An 18,344-nucleotide genomic window follows, 5' to 3' on the forward strand; every position below is an offset into this window, starting at 1 on the left:
AGAGTGTCAGAGAGCGACGAGAGCAATGCCGGCGGCTGGTTCAGTTCGGATCGGCGGCGGCTGTTGATTCAGGAATACGGTATCTTTCTCGCTTTTCTGCTTCTCGTGGTGGTCCTTTCGTTCTCGAACGAGTTCTTCCTGACCGGCGGCAATATTTCCAATGTGCTGCTGCAGACTTCGATCAACGGCGTGCTTGCCATCGGCATGACTTTCGTGATCCTGACGCGCGGCATCGATCTTTCGGTCGGTTCCGTCGTGGCGCTTGCCGGTATTGTCAGCGCCAGCTTCTCGACGACCTCTGCCACGGCGGCGATCGCCGGTGCGCCCTATCCGGTGGCCATCGGACTTGCGGTCGGCATTCTGGTCGGCGTTGCCTGCGGCGCGATATCGGGGGCGATCGTCTCGCGATTTTCCGTTCCGGCCTTCGTCGCCACTCTTGGCATGCTTTCGGCCGCGCGCGGCTTGACGCTGATCTATGGCGGCGGTCGCCCCGTTCCCGCGCTGACGCCGGCCTTCCGGTGGATCGGCACCGGCGACGTCTTCGGCATTCCGGCCCCCGTCATCATTCTCGCCGTTGTTTTCGCGGCTTCGTGGTGGATCCTCAGCCGGACGCGCTTTGGCCGCTACATCTATGCCGTTGGAGGCAATCCGCATGCGGCGAAGACCTCCGGTATCGACATCGGCCGCATCCGTTTCATTGTCTATGTCATTTCCGGCGGTCTTGCCGGTCTTGCCGGCATGCTGCTCAGCGCCCGGACGGGATCGGCCTTGCCGCAGGCGGGCATTGCCTATGAGCTGGACGCGATTGCGGCGGTCGTCATCGGCGGCACAAGTCTGTCGGGCGGTGTCGGCCGGGTGACGGGCACGCTGATCGGCGCGCTCATCATCGGCGTCATGAACAACGGCCTCGATCTGATGGGGATCCAATCCTACTACCAGCAGGTGCTGAAAGGTGCCCTGATCGTCGGCGCCGTGATGCTCGACCAGAAGCGAACTTACGGGGCCTGAGCCCCATCGGAAACCGTGCCGGCCCCTGCCGGCCCGTTGCAGAGGCGAGCCATGCCGGCCGCTAAAACTTAAAGTGGAGGAGATTGAAATGATAAAGCTTATGATTGTGCTTGCTTCGGCAACTGCCTTGCTGGCCTCGTCGGCCGTGGCCCAGGAAAAGATCAAGATCGGGGCAGCCCCTTACGGCCTCAATGCGGAGTTCATGCAGATCTGGGCGGCAGCGATGCAGGAGCACCCGGCCGTCAAGAGCGGCGAGGTCGAGCTGACTGTTTTCGACGGTCGCTATGACGCGCTGGTTCAGCAGGATCAGTTCAAGACGATGGTCACGCAGAAATACAATGCGATCATCTTTGCACCGATCGACGTCGATGCAGGCGCAGCAGCCGTACAGTCGGCGGCGGATGCCGGTATTCCGGTAATCGGTTCGAACACCCGCGTCAATTCCGACCTGCTGACTTCCTATGTCGGTTCCGACGACACCATTTCGGGTTATATGGAAGCCAAGACCGTCCTCGACAAGCTCGGCTGCAAGGGCAATGTCGTCATCCTCGAAGGCCCGGTCGGTCAGTCTGCACAGATCTCGCGCCTGGAAGGCAATAAGAAGGCGCTCGCCGAATGCCCTGACGTGAAGGTCCTCGAAGACCAGACGGCGAACTGGTCACGTGCCGAAGCGCAGACGCTGATGGAGAACTGGTTGACCGCGCACCCGAAACAGATCAACGGCGTCATCGGCCAGAACGACGAGATGGCGCTCGGCGCCATCGAGGCGATCAAGGCTGCGGGGCTCGACGAGAAGAGCTTTGCGATTGCGGGCATCGACGGCATCACCGACGCTCTTCGCGCCGTCAAGGCCGGCGAGATGACGTCGATCCTGCAGGACGCACGTGCACAGGCTCAGGGCGCTCTCGACCTTGCCATCGTCCACGCCAAGAAGGGCAACTACAAGCCGCAGTCCGATATCTGGGCGACCTACAAAGACATGCCGTGGAACGACGGCAAGGACAAGAACTACAATGTGCCGTGGACGCCGGTGACGGCCGACAACGTCGACAAGCTGCTCGCGACACGTAAATAATCCATTGTGTGGGGCGGGTTCGCCCGCCCCATTTCTCAGACAAGCCGGGAAAAGATCTATGACCGATTCAAAACAGATTGATCTGAATTTTTCGCTGGGCGGCAAGGTCGCCCTGGTAACGGGCGGCGCCTCCGGCATCGGCGATGCCATCGCATCGGCATTTGCCGCCAAGGGTGCGGTCGTCGGCGTGATCGACATCAATGAAACCGTCGCGAAATCCAAGGCCGACGCCCTCGGAAATGGCGCGAAATCCTTCGTCTGCGACGTTTCCAACCCGCAATCGGTGGAAGCCGTCATCGCTGCGGCGCAGGCGGCCTTCGCCCATATCGACATCGTCGTCAACAGCGCCGGTGTCGCGATGCTCGCCCCCGCCGAGGATCTCACCCTGGAGGCCTGGGACAGAACCATCGACATCAATCTCAAGGGAACGTTTCTCGTCTCACAGGCTGTAGGCCGGGTCATGCTCAAGGCCGGCAAGGGCGGCAGGATCATCAATATCGCCTCGCAGGCCGGCACGGTCGCTATCGGTCAGCACGTGGCTTATTGCGCCTCCAAATTCGGCGTCATCGGCCTTTCCAAGACGCTCGCCGCCGAGTGGGGGAAACACGGCATAACCGTCAATACGATTTCGCCGACAGTGGTTCTGACCGAGCTCGGAAGAAAGGCCTGGGATAACCCGCGCGGAGAGGAGCTGAAGAAGCGCATCCCGACGGGACGCTTCGCCTATCCCGAGGAGATTGCTGCGGCGGCGGTGTTTCTGGCATCGAGCGGCGCCGAGATGATCAACGGCGCGGATCTTCTGGTCGATGGCGGCTATACCATTGTCTGACACGCGGAAAACAGGAGGAAGCATGCAGCGGTTTATCAACAATCCGGACGAGGTCGTCGAGGATACGGTCAAGGGCTTCGTCAAGGCGCATTCGGATATGGTCAGGCTCGGCAACGGCAATCCGCGCGTCATCGTTGCGCGCCATGCGCCCGTCGCGGGCAAGGTCGGCGTCATCACCGGTGGCGGTTCCGGCCATGAGCCCGCCTTTATCGGCTATACCGGACGCAACATGCTGGATGCCGTCGCGGTGGGTGAGCTGTTTTCGTCGCCGACGGCCAAGAGTTTTCTCGATGCCGCGCGCGAAGCCAATGGCGGCAACGGCGTCGTCTGCCTCTACGGCAATTATGCCGGTGACAACATGAACGTGAAGATGGCGATCAAGCTCGCCGCCAAGGAGGGCATCAGGATCGCGACCGTCGTTGCCAATGACGATGTATGTTCGGCCGGACCGGACGAGCGCGAGAAGCGACGTGGCGTCGCCGGCGAGATATTCATGTGGAAATGCGCAGGCGCCAAGGCGGAGCAGGGGGCGAGCCTCGAGGAAGTGCAGGCGACAGCGCAAAGGGCGATCGACAACTGCCGCTCCATCGGCATCGGCCTCGGTCCCTGCACGCTGCCTGCCGTCGGGCATCCCAACTTCCAGATTGCGCCGGGCACGATGGAGGTCGGCATTGGCCATCATGGCGAGCCGGGGGTTCGGGTCGAGCCGCTGAAGCCTGCCGCCGAGGTCGCACGCGAAATGGCCAAGATCGTTCTGGACGATCACGGCCTGACATCCGGAACCGAGGTGGCCGTCATCGTCTCCGGCCTTGGCGCGACGCCCTTGAACGAACTCTATATCCTTCACGACACGATCGAAACCGAGATTACCGGGCGCGGACTGAAAATCTACAAGACCTATATCGGAAATTACTTCACCTCGTTGGAAATGGTCGGTGCGACGCTGACCGTCATGGCGCTTGACGACGAGTTGAAGACGCTACTCGACGTCGATGTCCACTGCCCGGCAATGCCTTGATGGGAGACAGGCGAATGCAGCAATTTGACAACGCTTCCTCGGGTGACATCGTTTTCTCGCTCGCGGATCGGATCATCGAGAATCGCGCTTATCTCAGCGAGATTGACGGCAAGATCGGCGATGGCGATCACGGGGTTAACATGGCCAAGGGATTTGGCATGGCAGCCGAACGGATCAAGGGCGCAGACATGTCGCTCGCAGAAGCTCTCGACACGCTCGGCACGGTGCTGATGACGGAAATCGGCGGGTCCATGGGACCGCTCTATGGCGTCATGTTCATTCAGTTCGCTGAAACGATCGAAGAGGCTGCACAGATCGATGCGGGGATGTTCAGCGCAATGCTGCACAATGGTCTTGAAGGTATTCAAGCGATCGGATCCGCGAAAGTCGGCGACAAGACCCTTCTCGATACGCTCGTGCCCGCCATAGAGGCGTTCGATCTGGCCAATAGCGATGGAAAGTCGTTTGCGGAATCGCTGAATATCCTCGTCGCGGCCGCGGAGGCCGGCCGGGACAGCACCCGCGATCTGGTGGCCAGGATCGGCCGGGCAAGCAGGCTTGGCGAACGTTCGCTTGGTGTTCTGGATGCTGGCGCCACTTCCTGCGCGCTGATCCTCCAGTCGCTCGCACTTGGCGTAGAGGCAAGGCTTCGGCCATCCGCATGAAAAACAGCGGGCTTTGGCGAGAGCCCGTGATCCTCCCGAGCATTATCTTTCCAGCCGCTTTGGCAGCCCGAAATCATTGTGCGGGAGAATGTTGAAAAGCGGAGCCTTTACGCTCATCTTCGCGGGCGATTTGAACCTCGCAGGGAAGCCAGACAGGATGACCGTCAAGACATCATCAGCGCGGAAGAACGGTAGCGTGCGAAACAGCGCCGACGATGCGTCTGAGCCCATCCCGCTGCGGTTTGGCGATGATCCCTATGTCTGGGCCTGCTGGCTCTATTATGAGGACGGCATGACGCAGGGCGACATTGCCGAAACCATGGGAATTTCGCGGGCAACGGTGAACAGTTATCTCGCCGATGCGCGCGCCCGCGGTATCGTCAATATCTCCATCGAGCCGTCGCGCCTGAGTTCGCTGACGATTGCTCAGGAGTTGAAACGGCATTTCGGTCTGCAGGACTGTCTCGTCGTTCCGAGCGACGACAATACCCGCCCGCTCATCGACCGTCTCGGGCGCGCAGGCGCTCAGGCGCTGCAGAGGCTTTTGAAATCCGGTGATACGCTGGCCGTCGTCTGGGGCCGTACGGTCATGGCGGTCGGTGAGCAGACCTCGATAACCGGCCTGCAGGACGTCACCGTGGTCCAGGCAACCGGCGGAACCAGTGCGACATTCGCATATACACCCGAACTTTGCGCCGCGGCCTTTGCCGATGCCGTGGACGCGCGGCTGATCAATATCGCAGCTCCGGCGATCGTATCCGCTCCTGATGTCCGCAATATCCTGTTGCGTGAGCCATTGATCGAAAGTCAGTTCGAGGCGCTTTCACACGCCAACAAGGTGATTTTCGGTATCGCCTCCATGCGCCCGAATTCGACCATCCATACCAGCGGATTCTTCGAATCGGTATCGTTGCAGCAATATCTGGCGAAAGATGCCGCAGGCATCGTCGCCGGACGTTTCATCGACGGGCAGGGCCGCCCGGTCGCGGGGCCGCTGGACGACCGCACGATCGGAATATCACTCGACATGCTGAAGAAGATCGGTCTGCGTATCGCTGTCGCCGGCGGTTTCGACAAGGTGCCGGCAATCCTCGCAGCCCTTCGTGGCGGCTATGTCAACGTGCTGATCACCGATGCCGCGACGGGCCGCGGCATCCTACATGCGGACGGTGTGACCGAGGTCGACCAGAAGCTTTTGCAGCGCCCGAGGGTCGAGAATGGCACGCCGCCAGCGACCGGTTTTCGCACTCACATCAAGAAATTTCTGAACAATCCCGACGAGGTCGTCGAGGAAATGCTCTATGGGGCAGTGAAGGCACATGCTGCCTATCTCGAGCCGGTCGACAGTTCTCACCGTGCGCTCGTTGCCCGGACGGGACCGCGCGCCGGCAAGGTCGGTCTTGTGATCGGCGGCGGCACGGGACACGAGCCTGCGTTCTTCGGCTATGTCGGGAAGGGTCTTGCCGATGCCGTTGCTGTCGGCAATATCTTCTCGTCGCCGCCTCCCGGCCCGATCCTTGAATGTACCAGGGCGGCGTCCGGCGGAGAGGGTGTGCTTTTCGTCTACGGCAACTATGCCGGCGACGTCATGAATTTCGAGATGGCAGCCGAGATGGCGGCGGAGGAAAACATCGCGGTCCGCACGGTCGTGACGACGGACGACATCGCCTCATCGCCGCTGGAAGACAGGGAGGGCCGGCGCGGCGTCGCCGGCAATTTCTTCATCTTCAAGGTCGCCGGAGCGGCCTGCGACCGTGGTCTGTCGCTTGTCGCCTGCGAAACGGCGACGCGCAAGGCCAATGCACGGACGTTTACGATGGGCGTTGCATTGGAACCGTGCTCGCTTCCCCAGACCCGTCGCCACAACTTTGAAATTGGCCCCGACGACATTGAGATCGGCATGGGCATCCATGGTGAACCCGGCGTCATTCGCGAAAAGATGATGACCGCCGATGAAATCACCGATCGGGTGATGGATCGCATATTCGCGGAAATGAAGCCGGCATCGGGCGACCGCGTCGCAGTATTGGTCAATTCCTTCGGCGCAACGCCGCTGATGGAGCTCTATATTCTCTTCCGACGTGTCGAGCAGCGGCTGAGTGCGAAAGGCATCGTGATAGAGGCGAATTGGGTGGGACACTATTGCACCTCGCTCGACATGGTCGGTGCATCGATATCGATCTTGCACCTCGATCAGGAATTGACGGAATTGTTGCATCATCCTTGCGATACCGCGTTCCTGCGGGTCGCGAACTGAAGGTATAAGAGATGCGCCCGGCTGACACGGGCCGCATCCTGCTCGAACTGGGAGGATCATGATGTCGGAAAGCGCGGCGCGCCACCTTAGCAGGATGTTTCATCGCATCTCCGTTGCGATCGCGGCGGAGAAGGACCGTCTCTCGGATTTGGACGGGGCCATCGGCGACGCCGATCATGGAATCACCATGGTGCTCGGCTTCACGGCGGTGAACGGGGAACTCGCGAAACTCGACCTCGACCACATGCTTCCGTCGGAGGTGTTCACGTCGGCGGCGGCAGCCTTTCTGAATGCCGTCGGTGCATCCACCGGACCGCTTTACGCCACGGCATTTCGCAGGGCCGCCCAAGTCCTGAAACAGGACGAACACCTTTCAACTGCCGATCAGGCGGCGATTGTTGAGGCGATGACAGCCGGTATCAGCGAGCGCGGAAAGGGCCAGCGCGGCGACAAGACGATGCTCGATGCCTGGATTCCCGCGACCGAAGCCGCCGTTACTGCACGGGCGCGGGCGGCCGGGAGCCTCGAAATGTGGACCAGCATACTGGAGGCGGCCGAAACCGGCGCGAATTCGACCCGTTCCATGGTCGCAACCCGGGGAAGGGCGGCCCGGCTCGGCGAGAGATCGCTCGGACACATCGATCCAGGCGCGGCCTCGGCAGTCATCATCTTGCGCGCGATGAAGGAAACCTTCGCCGGCGACAGGGTGAAAGAGTAGGAGCGGCGACAGAATTCGCATGCATGTCACCTGCGCGGAGCAATGCGTCTTCGTTCCCCGAGGGCATCCTCAATTCGTGGCCTTTTCCGCGCGGATGCCGCTGTCTTGAAACAGCGCTGCCGACAGATCGGCAATCTCGTCATGAATGGCTGCGCGCTCGATGCCGGGGGGATCGGTAAAGAGTTCTGCCGCAAAGGCGAGGCCGAGCGCGGTGCCCTCCGGCACAAAGACATAATGTCCAAGGCCGTCACCGAAGATTCTAAGGGCGCTGCGCCGCAGCCGCGCATGCAGCCATGATGAGCATTCTTCGGCCGGAGCCGCCCTGTCGGCATCACCGACCAGGATAAGGGCGGGCGCATCGACAGCTTTCAGGCTTTCCTCGCTGAAACCGAGAACGGACCGACCCGGTGCGCAAACGAGCGCGGCCTTGATTCTGTCGTCTCGGTAGGACTTCGACATGTGGGACCATGAATCGCGAAACACATCGCTGGTGCGCAGCAATGCCGGGATATGATCGGCAAGGTCGGGAAATTCCCAGGGTCCACGCGCGCCACCCGGCTTCATCCTCGATGGTTCGAACTGCGAGAACTGGGCGACGGCTCCAAGAAGCAGCATCACGCTATAGGCTCCGGCCGAAAATCCCGCTGCGAAGACACTATTCGTATCGATATGGCCAGAGAGATCGCTGAGCCACTCGTCGCGGTGGTCGAGCATGTAGCTTAGGTCAGGCGCCCGCTCCCAAAGGCAGGCAAAGCCTTCAGCGCGATAGGGCTCGATGCCGGTATTGCCGTGATGGCTGACGCCGAGCGCTGCAAATCCGCGATCGACCAGGCGTCGCGCCAGCCATTCCAGCCCGGCCGCGGATCCGCCGGTACCATGCGACAACAGCACGAGGGGATAGGGCACGGCTTCCGGCCGGATGGGTGCATCACGGGCGACAGCCGCTTTCTGGAACCAGCTTCTTTCCGGTATCTCGCTTTCCCGCGTGTCATCGGCAGCGGGATACCAGAGGGACCAACTGATGGGCCTGGGGCCGGCTGCGTCCCAGTTCGACCTTTTCTTGTCGTAGAGGACGCCATCGCGAAAGCCGAGTTTCATTTCTCGGATGCCTCTCTGAACGATTCCGCGCCGTTCAATTCGTCGCCTTCTCCACGGTGATGTCGCCGAATTCGTCGATCAGCACTGTCCAGCCATCTGGCTCCGCGGCAGGATCGGTCTTCAGATAGACCGTGGCGAAGAGCCCCGGTTCCTTAATGATGCCGTTCGAATTCTCGGGGCGTATATCGGTAACGTAAGGTTTCAAGTCGCTGAACTCCTGCAGCTCGATGGTCGAGGCGATCGCCGGGCCGGTCTCGGTCTGGGCAATCTGCTGCAGGTAGACCTTCGAGGTCCTGTCCGGCTGGCGGACGGCAAAGAGCTTGTAGTAGCCGTGGCGCTGCGCGGCCTTTCCCTCGGGGTTGGCGACGCTCTCGGCGCCCGTCGGCACCCGCTCGACCGCCGGTGCGTTGCCGTCGTCCTCCCAGTAGCCGGTGCTGGTCGCGAAAATCACCGATGCCGGCAGGAGGGCATCCTGCGCCGGCGCGGCCGCCGCTGCAATGCTCCAACCCGCAAGCAGGAGGCTGGTCAACAATATCCGTCGCATTGCCATCGTCTCAATCCTTGAACTGCTCTGCGAGAATACGGTCGGACCAGGAGCGGTCGGGATCAGAAAGGATGCGCGCCGTCACATGCTCCGACTGGGCGATGCGGATATGCAGCACCGACTTGACCTCGGTATTGTCGGCCACTGCGTTCACCGGTCGCTTCTCCGGCTCGAGAATGTCGATATCGACGGTCACCTTGTTCGGAAGCAGAGCGCCCCTCCAGCGCCGCGGCCTGAAAGCGCTGACCGGCGTCATGGCAAGCAGCGGCGCCTCGAGTGGCAGGATCGGGCCATGGGCGGAAAGATTATAAGCCGTCGATCCGGCAGGTGTCGCCACCATCAGCCCGTCGCAGATCAGTTCCTCCAGACGAACGCGCCCGTCCACCATGACCCTCAGATTCGCAGCCTGATAGGACTGGCGAAAAAGATAGACCTCGTTGATAGCGAGCGCCGTCGAGTTGGTGCCGTCGGCGTTGGCCGTCGTCATCTGCAATGGCCGGAAGACGTTTTCGACGGCGACGCAGATGCGCTCCTGAAGCCGGTCGGTGCGATAGTCGTTCATCAGGAAGCCGACCGAGCCGCGATTCATGCCGTAAACCAGCTTGCCGGAGTTCATGGTGCTGTGCAGCGTCTGCAGCATGAAACCGTCGCCGCCGAGTGCGACAATGACGTCGGCTTCGTCAGCCGGTACGTCACCATAGATGCGAATCAACTCCTCGCGCGCGGCAAGCGCCTCCGTCGTTGGTGAGGCGAGAAAGGAAAGCGTCTGAAATGAACGGCCCATGCAATGCCCTTTATGATGCTGCCCTAGCTAAAGGATAAAGGCCTTGCGCGACAAGGACGTTTTCTATCGCGAAGCGTTTTGAGCTGCAGCCGACCTGTCCGCGCGGCCGCGGATTTTCCCTTTACAGAATCACAGAATCTGCTAGTTGGGCAATTATTGCCCTTGTAGCTCAGTTGGTAGAGCACCTGATTTGTAATCAGGGGGTCCCGGGTTCGAACCCTGGCGGGGGCACCAGCCTACGCTCTTTGAGCTCGGCTCGGCGAGCCGAAGAGAGCAGCGGAGGCTGTCGCGCCGTAGTTCCGTCAGGAACGAAGGCGGACTGGTTCTCCGGTTAGCTACACCATCTTTCCGCGCGATACGGCCTGCCAACTCATAGCCGGGGTTCACTGCTGCTTGGCTCGATCGCACCGGCAGATTTTTTCAAATCGGCACGTATCGCTTGATGAACCGCGTCTGAAGGGCTGCTTCACCGCCAATTCAGCCGCGCCCGCTTATCTTCGCCTCATCATCAATGAGGAAACAGCCATGAAGCTCGCACATCTTCTTCTCGCCGCAACCATTTCCGTCGGTGCGGCTTTCGCGTCCGTCGCACCGGCGGCCGCCATGCCGGCCGAGCGGCCGGCGGTAGCGGCGCAGAGCGATATCGTTCAAATTCGCGATGGCTGGCGACGTGATCCCGACCGCGACGACCGTGGCTGGCGAGGTGATCGCGACCGTGACGACCGAAGCTGGCGCGATGGGCGCGATTGGCGCCGGTCCGACTGGCGCGACGATCGCCGTCACTGGCGGCGGTGGCGTGCCGAGCGTTGGCAGGAGCGCCGCGAGTGGCGTGATCGTGATCGCGGTATGCCGTTCTGGCTCTACCGCAGCTGACAATAACGGCCCGGATCACCCGGGCCGTTATTTTAATGAGTGACGGGTTCGTTGACGCTCGCCTCGATCCGATCGCCATGGCCGGTCTGCCCGGCGCCGGAGGGCGACATCATTGCGATGCTAAGCACGGAGGCGACCATGAAGGCGACGACGGCGATCATTATGCGCATAAGCGTTCAATCCTCGTTCGATTCCGGGATTAACGCATGATCGCCGTCGGCGTTCCTGCCAGTATTATTGCACCTGTCCCGGCGTCGCGGGGCCGGGCGCCGTCGGCGACAGAGGATCGGGCTGGTGGATGGGGTGCGACGTGTCCACCCAAATGATGCTGATGATAATCACGACGAAGACCGCAATGAAAAGGATACCGAAAATCAGCGGTCGAATGGCCATGATAGGGATCGTTCCTTCTTACTTCTGAGCCGGTCGCTACGACCGATCATTGCCCGATCATAGTGCTCCGGGGCGTCATTCCAAGGCAAAAGTGGATTTTTCTGGCATCGGTCGGGCGTTGCACGAGCGTTGTGCGTGTCCGTTTCCATTTGTCGCCCGGATCGAACTCCTGCACAATTGCTTAAATCCGAATCGATTGCGCGTCTGAAAAGACGCGCGGCGCTGTATGTCACGGATCATCGTCTATCCCGTCGAAGTGGCCTATGCAGGTGATACGGCGCGCAGCCCGATGGACGGACCGACCGGCAGCCCTTGCTGCGGCCGGCCTATGCCTTCAGGTGGAGCCGCGCCGCATAAAGTGCGATCGCCGCCGCATTCGAGACGTTGAGCGATTTGATTGCGCCCGGCATGTCGAGACGGGCAAGTGCGTTGACAGTTTCCCGCGTCTTCTGCCGAAGCCCCTTGCCCTCGGAGCCGAGCACCAGCGCCACTTTCTCACCGGAGAAGGTGCCTTCGAGCGGCGCCGGCCCTTCCGAATCGAGGCCGATGGTGGAGAAGCCGAGCTTGTGCAATTCACCGAGCGCATCGGCGAGATTGGTAACCTGTATATAAGGTATCAGTTCCAGCGCGCCGGAGGCCGACTTGGCGAGCACGCCCGATTCGGTCGGGCTATGTCGCTGCGTGGTGATTACCGCACCCGCATTGAAGGCGACGGCCGAGCGCATGATCGCGCCGACATTGTGCGGATCGGTCACCTGATCGAGGACGAGCAGGAGAGGGCTGTCCTTCAGCGCTTCGAGTCGGCGTACCGGAAGCGGCCGTGTTTCCAGCATCACGCCCTGATGGATCGCCTCGGGGCCGAGCACCTTGTCGATCTCCTGCGGCGAAACGATCTCGAAGGGAATGCCGAGCGCCTCGACGTCGACTTCGAGGCGCGCGAGCGCGTTCTGCGTCACGAACAGCTTGATCTTCTTGCGCTCGGGATTGTCGAGCGCCGCGCGCACCGTATGCAGGCCATAGAGATGCACCTGGTCGGGCGCAAGCGCCGGCGGCTTCCAGTCTTCGCCGCCGCGCTTTCGCTTCTGCGGCTGAGGCGTTGGAATCTCCCCGCGTTCGCGCTTGGCGTCACGGTGGGCGCGCCGCAGAGTGGCGTAATGCGTATCCTTGGCGGATGGGTCTGTCGCGGTCTTGCCGCCGGATTTGTTGTCTTTGCTCATGCAGCTTTATAGCCATGGCGCTCGCTGCCGCATAGGCTTTCTTTCATATGCCGGCTTTCGGTGGCGAATGAAATTTTTCGTGTTTTTTCCGTTGTCATCGTGTTGACAGACTGAAATGCTCCGGTCATATACGCGGCGCAGACGACGGGCGGCAACGCTTCGAAGTCTGACGAACTTGGTCTTGCGATCCGGACGAAAACTGGAGAGATGCCCGAGTGGTTAAAGGGGACGGACTGTAAATCCGTTGGCTCAGCCTACGTTGGTTCAAATCCAACTCTCTCCACCATTCGTCATCGGATCGGACCACCCCGCGGGTATAGCTCAATGGTAGAGCAGCAGCCTTCCAAGCTGAATACGCGGGTTCGATTCCCGCTACCCGCTCCAGTTTCCGTTAAGCTACTTCATACTACCGCTCCAGCGGTTATCCCGAGATGTCTCCGGCGCGGGCGCAGAAGCGGACGATTGCGGTTATTGGCTGGCAGGGAAGGGCGCTCGACGCCGAACGTCTATGGCGCGTCTCAGGCGGTCCATGCGATTTTCTCTAAGATTTCAGCGATTTTCGAGGGGGCTTTGGCGAATCGCCTTGCAGGCGGCGAATTGTCTCCCATATGCGCTGTCAGGCCAAGTTTGGCGTCTGCAATTAAGTCTTGCGCAATGTCGCCGAAAGCCTTAAACGGCGGCACTAAACCGGTTCGCCGGGGCCACCATTTTCGTTCACAGGAAGCATTCAAATGGGAAAGAGTAAGTTTGAGCGCAACAAGCCGCACGTCAACATTGGCACGATTGGCCACGTTGACCACGGCAAGACGTCTCTGACGGCAGCGATCACGAAGTACTTCGGTGAGTACAAGGCGTACGATCAGATCGACGCGGCTCCGGAAGAAAAGGCCCGTGGCATCACCATCTCGACGGCGCACGTTGAGTATGAGACGCCGGCCCGCCACTACGCGCACGTTGACTGCCCCGGCCACGCCGACTACGTCAAGAACATGATCACCGGTGCTGCCCAGATGGACGGCGCGATCCTGGTGTGCTCGGCCGCTGACGGCCCGATGCCGCAGACGCGCGAACACATCCTGCTGGCCCGCCAGGTCGGCGTTCCGGCGATCGTGGTGTTCCTGAACAAGGTCGACCAGGTTGACGACGCCGAGCTTCTCGAACTGGTCGAGCTCGAAGTTCGCGAACTGCTGTCGTCCTACGACTTTCCGGGCGACGACATTCCGATCATCAAGGGTTCGGCGCTTGCTGCTCTCGAAGATTCGGACAAGAAGATCGGCGAGGATTCTATCCGCGAGCTGATGGCTGCTGTCGACGCCTATATCCCGACGCCTGAGCGTCCGATCAACCTGCCGTTCCTGCTGCCGATCGAAGACGTGTTCTCGATCTCGGGCCGCGGCACGGTTGTGACCGGCCGCGTCGAGCGTGGCATTGTCAAGGTTGGCGAAGAAGTCGAGATCGTCGGCATCCGTCCGACGACGAAGACGACGGTGACCGGCGTTGAAATGTTCCGCAAGCTGCTCGATCAGGGCCAGGCTGGCGACAACATCGGTGCGCTGATCCGCGGCGTCACCCGTGACGGCGTTGAGCGTGGCCAGATTCTGTGCAAGCCGGGTTCGGTCAAGCCGCACAAGAAGTTCATGGCTGAAGCCTACATCCTGACGAAGGAAGAGGGTGGCCGTCATACGCCGTTCTTCACCAACTACCGTCCGCAGTTCTACTTCCGCACGACCGACGTGACGGGCATTGTGACGCTGCCGGAAGGCACGGAGATGGTTATGCCGGGCGACAACGTCACGGTATCGGTCGAGCTGATCGTTCCGATCGCGATGGAAGAAAAGCTGCGTTTCGCCATCCGCGAAGGCGGCCGCACCGTCGGCGCCGGCATCGTCGCGTCGATCGTCGAGTAACTTTCGAGTTATCCGCAATTATGAAGACCCCGCTGGAAACAGCGGGGTTTTTCATTTTGATGGCTTCCTGTAGGTTTAACAGGTGTTGTAAAAATACCGTTAAATTGGCCTGTCACAGTATTTTGTTCATCTCACGTTCAGAAACCGGTTTGTGATTGGACCATTGTAGTCCAGACTCCTTCTTGCAAAGAGGAGAGCCCGGATGATTCCAAAGGCCACATTCGCTGCGACGATATTCGCGATGTATGTTTTCACGATGTTTTTCATCGCTGCAATACCGCAAGAAGTTGTTCAGTCTGCCGTCGTGCAGATTGGCGAGGTAAGTGTCGTCAAGTGACGACCTTTGCCGAATATCGCAGGGTTCTGCGATGATCGGAAATGATCGGCCAGGTGCTCCCGGATAGGATGCTCCTGGCGACGCGGGGGTGAACCCTTGCATGACGCTCGCTTGCTCTTCGCGCGGAAGCGTCTATCTATGCCTCCGATTTCATGACGCGGAGGATATTCCATGAAGAGACGTATTCTGTTCACGGGCGGTTCGGGCAAGGCAGGTCGCCATGCTGTGCCATGGCTCGTCAATGCCGGCTACGAGGTTCACAACCTCGATCTTGTGCCGCTGGATAGCCCCGGTGTCACCAATCTCATCGCCGACATCACCGATAGCGGTCAGGTGTTCAACGCGCTTTCGATGCATCGCGATTTTCCCGATCTCGATGCGGGCAGGGGCGTGCAGCCCTTCGACGCCGTCGTACATTTCGCCGCCATCCCGCGCATCCTGATCAAGCCTGATAACGAAACCTTCCGCATCAACACGATGGGCACCTATAATGTCATCGAGGCGGCGGTGAAGCTCGGCATCAGGAAGATCATCGTCGCATCGAGCGAGACGACCTACGGCGTCTGCTTCGCCGAAGGCCATCGCGATTTCCACCAGTTCCCGCTGGAGGAGGACTACGACGTCAATCCGATGGATTCCTACGGCCTTTCCAAGGTGGTCAACGAAAAGACGGCGCGCGCCTTTGCCGAGCGTTCCGGCTTCGACATCTATGCGCTGCGCATAGGCAATGTCATTGAGCCGCACGAATACGAGAGGTTTCCGACCTATTTCGCCAATCCCGAGATGCGTAAGCGCATCGCCTGGAGCTATATCGACGCCCGCGACCTCGGGCAGATCTGCCATCTCTGCATCGAGAAGGACGGCCTCGGCTATCAGGTCTTCAATGCCGCTAATGACACTGTCTCGGCCAATACGCCATCGAAGGAGCTTGCGAAGCGATTCTTTCCGAACGTGCCTTTCACCCGCGAGATCGGCGAATATGAGAGCCTGCTCTCCAACCGCAAGATCCGCGAGGTGCTGGGCTTCAGGGAAGAGCACGATTGGCGGAAATATGTGAAGGTCTGAACGGATCTTGGCCACGCGATTGAAAAGCCGATCTTCGCATATCAGGAGAATGGCTTTGAAAATCGAAAATCGTGCTTGCCAATCCCGTGTCGTCGTCTTAAAGGGAGCGCCATGCTTTTCAGCAGCGATTTGCGGGCCTTGGCTCAGGCGCTGAATGATCGGTATGAAGGGGTATAGCTCAGTTGGTAGAGCGGCGGTCTCCAAAACCGCAGGTCGTAGGTTCGAGCCCTACTGCCCCTGCCATTTTCCTTGATGCGGGACAGCGCGGATATGCTCGCGGCATTTCCGGCCGGGGATTGATTGGTGGTAACTAATTTCGTTAAACTTCGGTTTCCCCCTTGTGTATTCGGAAATCGGTGTTTATTTAGGGTTCAACAGACACGCGGTGCGTGGGGCTGATAGTTTCAGCTTTACGCGCCGTAATTGCGTGGGCAGTCGATGGCATCCAAATCCAATCCGTTTGCGTTTCTGCAGCAGGTTCGCTCCGAGACGTCTAAAGTTACATGGCCATCGCGCCGCGAGACCATGATCTCGACGGTCATGGTGCTGGTGATGGTGGTTTTCGCCGCGCTGTTTTTCTTTGCCGCTGACCAGCTGATCGGCTGGGCTCTGAGCTTCGTGCTGAATACCGGCAACTGATACGGGTGGAGATGAAAATGGCGGCACGTTGGTACATCGTCCACGCATATTCTAATTTTGAAAAGAAGGTGGCTGAAGATATCGAGAACAAGGCTCGCCAGAAGGGGCTTGAGCACCTGTTCGAGAAGATCCTCGTGCCGACCGAAAAGGTGGTGGAAGTGCGTCGCGGCCGCAAGGTCGATTCCGAGCGCAAGTTCTTCCCGGGCTATGTCATGGTTCGTGCCAATCTGACGGACGAAGCTTACCACCTGATCAAGAATACGCCGAAGGTCACAGGTTTCCTCGGCTCTGACAATAAGCCCGTTCCGATTCCGGATTATGAAGCCGAGCGCATTCTCGGTCAGGTCCAGGAAGGTGTCGAGCGGCCGAAGGCATCCATTACCTTCGAGATCGGCGAGCAGGTCCGCGTTTCCGACGGCCCATTCGCGTCGTTCAATGGCACGGTTCAGGATGTGGACGAAGAGCGTTCGCGCCTGAAGGTGGAAGTGTCGATCTTCGGCCGCGCAACGCCGGTCGAGCTGGAATACGCTCAGGTCGAGAAGGTCTGATTGCAGAAACTGGAGGCTGGCCCTTGCGGCCTGTTTCCTGCGGACGTTGTCCGCACCCGCGTGGAAGGTGAGGGGGTCTTAGCCGGACCCTAATGATCCGCACCACGCAACCGCAGCCGCCGGAGAGATCCGGCATCACGGGCCGGGCGACCGGCCGTTCATGAAAGGCAGAGAGATATGGCTAAGAAAGTTGCAGGCCAGCTCAAGCTTCAGGTCAAGGCAGGATCGGCAAACCCGTCCCCGCCGATTGGTCCGGCGCTTGGTCAGCGTGGCATTAACATCATGGAATTCTGCAAGGCGTTCAATGCCGCCACGCAGGAAATGGAAAAGGGCATGCCGATCCCGGTCGTCATTACCTATTACCAGGACAAGTCCTTCACCTTCGCGATGAAGCAGCCGCCGGTCAGCTACTGGCTGAAGAAGGAAGCGAAGATCACATCCGGTTCCAAGACGCCCGGCAAGGGCGCCAAGGCCGGCTCCCTCACCAAGGCTCAGATCAAGTCGATCGCAGAAGCCAAGATGAAGGATCTGAACGCAGCGGATATCGAAGGTGCAATGGCGATGATCGAGGGCTCTGCCCGCGCCATGGGCCTGGAAGTGGTGGGTTAAGATCATGGCTGGTAAGCGCACGCAGAAGATCAACGAAGGTGTTGATCCCACCAAGCTCTACGCTCTGACTCTGGCCATCGGCATGGTCAAGGAACGGGCTGTCGCCAAGTTCGACGAAACCATCGAAGTCTCGATGAACCTCGGCGTTGACCCGCGCCATGCGGACCAGATGGTTCGCGGCGTCGTTAACCTGCCGAACGGCACCGGCCGTACGGTTCGCGTTGCCGTCTTTGCTCGTGGCGCCAAGGCTGACGAAGCCAAGGCTGCCGGTGCCGATATCGTCGGCGCCGAAGAGCTCGTCGAAATCGTCCAGGGCGGCAAGATCGAATTCGATCGCTGCATCGCCACCCCGGACATGATGCCGCTCGTCGGCCGTCTCGGTAAGGTTCTCGGCCCTCGCGGCATGATGCCGAACCCGAAGGTAGGCACCGTCACCATGGACGTCGCCGGAGCTGTCAAGGCTTCCAAGGGCGGCGCTGTCGAGTTCCGCGTCGAGAAGGCTGGCATCGTCCATGCTGGCATCGGCAAGGCCTCTTTCGACGCCAAGGCTCTGGAAGAAAACATCCGCGCCTTTGCTGACGCCGTCATCAAGGCGAAGCCGGCGGGCGCCAAGGGCAACTACGTCAAGCGCGTGGCGATTTCCTCGACCATGGGTCCGGGCGTCAAGATCGAGCCCGGCTCGGTCACCGGTGCGCCGGCTGCATAAGTTTATTGCCGGGCTTTAAGTCCGGCGACTGAATTTCCGGCCTCGCAAGGGGCC

At 60.3% G+C, this 18,344-nt stretch carries 21 protein-coding genes and 4 tRNA genes; 19 read left to right on the forward strand and 6 right to left on the reverse strand.

Translation table 11 applies throughout. The features are described from left to right. Positions 1-3: 3 nt before the first annotated feature. The 7 genes from ELH03_RS07090 (at position 4) to dhaL (ELH03_RS07120) (ending at position 7,570) form a co-directional block, all read left to right on the forward strand. Entirely contained in the window at positions 4-1,008 is a 1,005-nt protein-coding gene (locus ELH03_RS07090) for an ABC transporter permease (protein WP_128404386.1), read from the forward strand. An 88-nt stretch (positions 1,009-1,096) separates the two neighbouring features. Further along, a complete protein-coding gene (locus ELH03_RS07095) occupies positions 1,097-2,083 on the forward strand; it encodes a substrate-binding domain-containing protein (RefSeq protein WP_130766207.1) in 987 nt (328 codons plus the stop codon). 58 nt (positions 2,084-2,141) lie between these two features. Continuing rightward, positions 2,142-2,912 (forward strand): SDR family oxidoreductase, encoded by a 771-nt coding sequence (locus ELH03_RS07100; protein ID WP_130766208.1) that lies wholly within the window; start codon positions 2,142-2,144, stop codon positions 2,910-2,912. Between the two features lie 22 nt (positions 2,913-2,934). Next, positions 2,935-3,930 (forward strand): dihydroxyacetone kinase subunit DhaK, encoded by a 996-nt coding sequence (locus ELH03_RS07105; RefSeq protein ID WP_128404389.1) that lies wholly within the window; start codon positions 2,935-2,937, stop codon positions 3,928-3,930. Positions 3,931-3,944: 14 nt separating this feature from the next. Beyond that, positions 3,945-4,595, forward strand: a complete 651-nt coding sequence (gene dhaL, locus ELH03_RS07110; RefSeq protein ID WP_130766209.1) for a dihydroxyacetone kinase subunit DhaL — start codon at positions 3,945-3,947, stop codon at positions 4,593-4,595. Between the two features lie 157 nt (positions 4,596-4,752). Then, positions 4,753-6,852: a bifunctional sugar-binding transcriptional regulator/dihydroxyacetone kinase subunit DhaK gene (locus ELH03_RS07115; RefSeq protein ID WP_128404391.1), complete on the forward strand. Its 2,100-nt coding sequence runs from the start codon at positions 4,753-4,755 to the stop codon at positions 6,850-6,852. A 61-nt stretch (positions 6,853-6,913) separates the two neighbouring features. Further along, the gene (dhaL, locus tag ELH03_RS07120) at positions 6,914-7,570 is read left to right on the forward strand and encodes a dihydroxyacetone kinase subunit DhaL (protein ID WP_128404392.1); all 657 of its coding nucleotides are present in this window, start codon (positions 6,914-6,916) and stop codon (positions 7,568-7,570) included. Positions 7,571-7,639: 69 nt separating this feature from the next. Here dhaL (ELH03_RS07120) and ELH03_RS07125 read toward each other — a convergent pair whose 3' ends face one another. From ELH03_RS07125 to ELH03_RS07135, 3 genes are read right to left on the reverse strand one after another with little or no spacing between them, the layout of a single operon-like run. After that, positions 7,640-8,668 carry an alpha/beta hydrolase family protein gene (locus ELH03_RS07125; protein ID WP_130766210.1) on the reverse strand — a complete coding sequence of 343 codons (1,029 nt, stop codon included), beginning with the start codon at positions 8,666-8,668 and terminating at the stop codon, positions 7,640-7,642. 34 nt (positions 8,669-8,702) lie between these two features. Then, entirely contained in the window at positions 8,703-9,218 is a 516-nt protein-coding gene (locus tag ELH03_RS07130) for a hypothetical protein (RefSeq protein ID WP_128404394.1), read from the reverse strand. Between the two features lie 4 nt (positions 9,219-9,222). Next, positions 9,223-9,996 carry an NAD kinase gene (locus tag ELH03_RS07135; protein ID WP_128404395.1) on the reverse strand — a complete coding sequence of 258 codons (774 nt, stop codon included), beginning with the start codon at positions 9,994-9,996 and terminating at the stop codon, positions 9,223-9,225. Between the two features lie 158 nt (positions 9,997-10,154). On the opposite strand from ELH03_RS07135, the gene ELH03_RS07140 reads away from it, so the two are divergent. Beyond that, positions 10,155-10,230, forward strand: a tRNA-Thr gene (locus ELH03_RS07140). A 219-nt stretch (positions 10,231-10,449) separates the two neighbouring features. Then, complete coding sequence (locus ELH03_RS07145; protein WP_197727785.1) at positions 10,450-10,869, forward strand: hypothetical protein; 420 nt, start codon at positions 10,450-10,452, stop codon at positions 10,867-10,869. Between the two features lie 32 nt (positions 10,870-10,901). Here the strand turns inward: ELH03_RS07145 and ELH03_RS37300 are convergent, their stop codons facing one another. From ELH03_RS37300 to rlmB, 3 genes are all read right to left on the reverse strand, one after another. Further along, positions 10,902-11,039: a hypothetical protein gene (locus ELH03_RS37300; RefSeq protein WP_164902628.1), complete on the reverse strand. Its 138-nt coding sequence runs from the start codon at positions 11,037-11,039 to the stop codon at positions 10,902-10,904. A gap of 64 nt (positions 11,040-11,103) precedes the next feature. Beyond that, on the reverse strand, positions 11,104-11,262 hold the full coding sequence (locus tag ELH03_RS37305; protein WP_003558513.1) for a hypothetical protein: 159 nt from the start codon (positions 11,260-11,262) through the stop codon (positions 11,104-11,106). A 326-nt stretch (positions 11,263-11,588) separates the two neighbouring features. Beyond that, complete coding sequence (gene rlmB / locus ELH03_RS07150) at positions 11,589-12,479, reverse strand: 23S rRNA (guanosine(2251)-2'-O)-methyltransferase RlmB (RefSeq protein WP_105005708.1); 891 nt, start codon at positions 12,477-12,479, stop codon at positions 11,589-11,591. A 201-nt stretch (positions 12,480-12,680) separates the two neighbouring features. Here rlmB and ELH03_RS07155 point away from each other — a divergent pair. From ELH03_RS07155 to rplA, 10 genes are all read left to right on the forward strand, one after another. After that, a tRNA-Tyr gene (locus tag ELH03_RS07155) sits at positions 12,681-12,765 on the forward strand. Positions 12,766-12,789: 24 nt separating this feature from the next. Continuing rightward, positions 12,790-12,863, forward strand: a tRNA-Gly gene (locus tag ELH03_RS07160). Between the two features lie 347 nt (positions 12,864-13,210). Next, a complete protein-coding gene (tuf, locus tag ELH03_RS07165) occupies positions 13,211-14,386 on the forward strand; it encodes an elongation factor Tu (RefSeq protein WP_027685040.1) in 1,176 nt (391 codons plus the stop codon). A 202-nt stretch (positions 14,387-14,588) separates the two neighbouring features. Beyond that, positions 14,589-14,723 carry a hypothetical protein gene (locus tag ELH03_RS38480; protein ID WP_003547509.1) on the forward strand — a complete coding sequence of 45 codons (135 nt, stop codon included), beginning with the start codon at positions 14,589-14,591 and terminating at the stop codon, positions 14,721-14,723. A 171-nt stretch (positions 14,724-14,894) separates the two neighbouring features. Continuing rightward, on the forward strand, positions 14,895-15,788 hold the full coding sequence (locus ELH03_RS07170) for an NAD-dependent epimerase/dehydratase family protein (RefSeq protein ID WP_128402189.1): 894 nt from the start codon (positions 14,895-14,897) through the stop codon (positions 15,786-15,788). Positions 15,789-15,955: 167 nt separating this feature from the next. Then, a tRNA-Trp gene (locus tag ELH03_RS07175) sits at positions 15,956-16,031 on the forward strand. 195 nt (positions 16,032-16,226) lie between these two features. Further along, positions 16,227-16,427: a preprotein translocase subunit SecE gene (gene secE / locus ELH03_RS07180; RefSeq protein ID WP_003547514.1), complete on the forward strand. Its 201-nt coding sequence runs from the start codon at positions 16,227-16,229 to the stop codon at positions 16,425-16,427. Between the two features lie 17 nt (positions 16,428-16,444). Next, positions 16,445-16,975, forward strand: a complete 531-nt coding sequence (nusG, locus tag ELH03_RS07185; RefSeq protein WP_003547516.1) for a transcription termination/antitermination protein NusG — start codon at positions 16,445-16,447, stop codon at positions 16,973-16,975. Between the two features lie 177 nt (positions 16,976-17,152). Continuing rightward, complete coding sequence (rplK, locus tag ELH03_RS07190) at positions 17,153-17,584, forward strand: 50S ribosomal protein L11 (protein WP_003547518.1); 432 nt, start codon at positions 17,153-17,155, stop codon at positions 17,582-17,584. Between the two features lie 4 nt (positions 17,585-17,588). Next, on the forward strand, positions 17,589-18,290 hold the full coding sequence (rplA, locus tag ELH03_RS07195) for a 50S ribosomal protein L1 (protein ID WP_012757015.1): 702 nt from the start codon (positions 17,589-17,591) through the stop codon (positions 18,288-18,290). Positions 18,291-18,344: the final 54 nt, after the last annotated feature.

Origin of the sequence: Rhizobium beringeri (assembly GCF_004306515.1) — a bacterium.
Classification (GTDB): Bacteria; Pseudomonadota; Alphaproteobacteria; order Rhizobiales; family Rhizobiaceae; genus Rhizobium; species Rhizobium beringeri.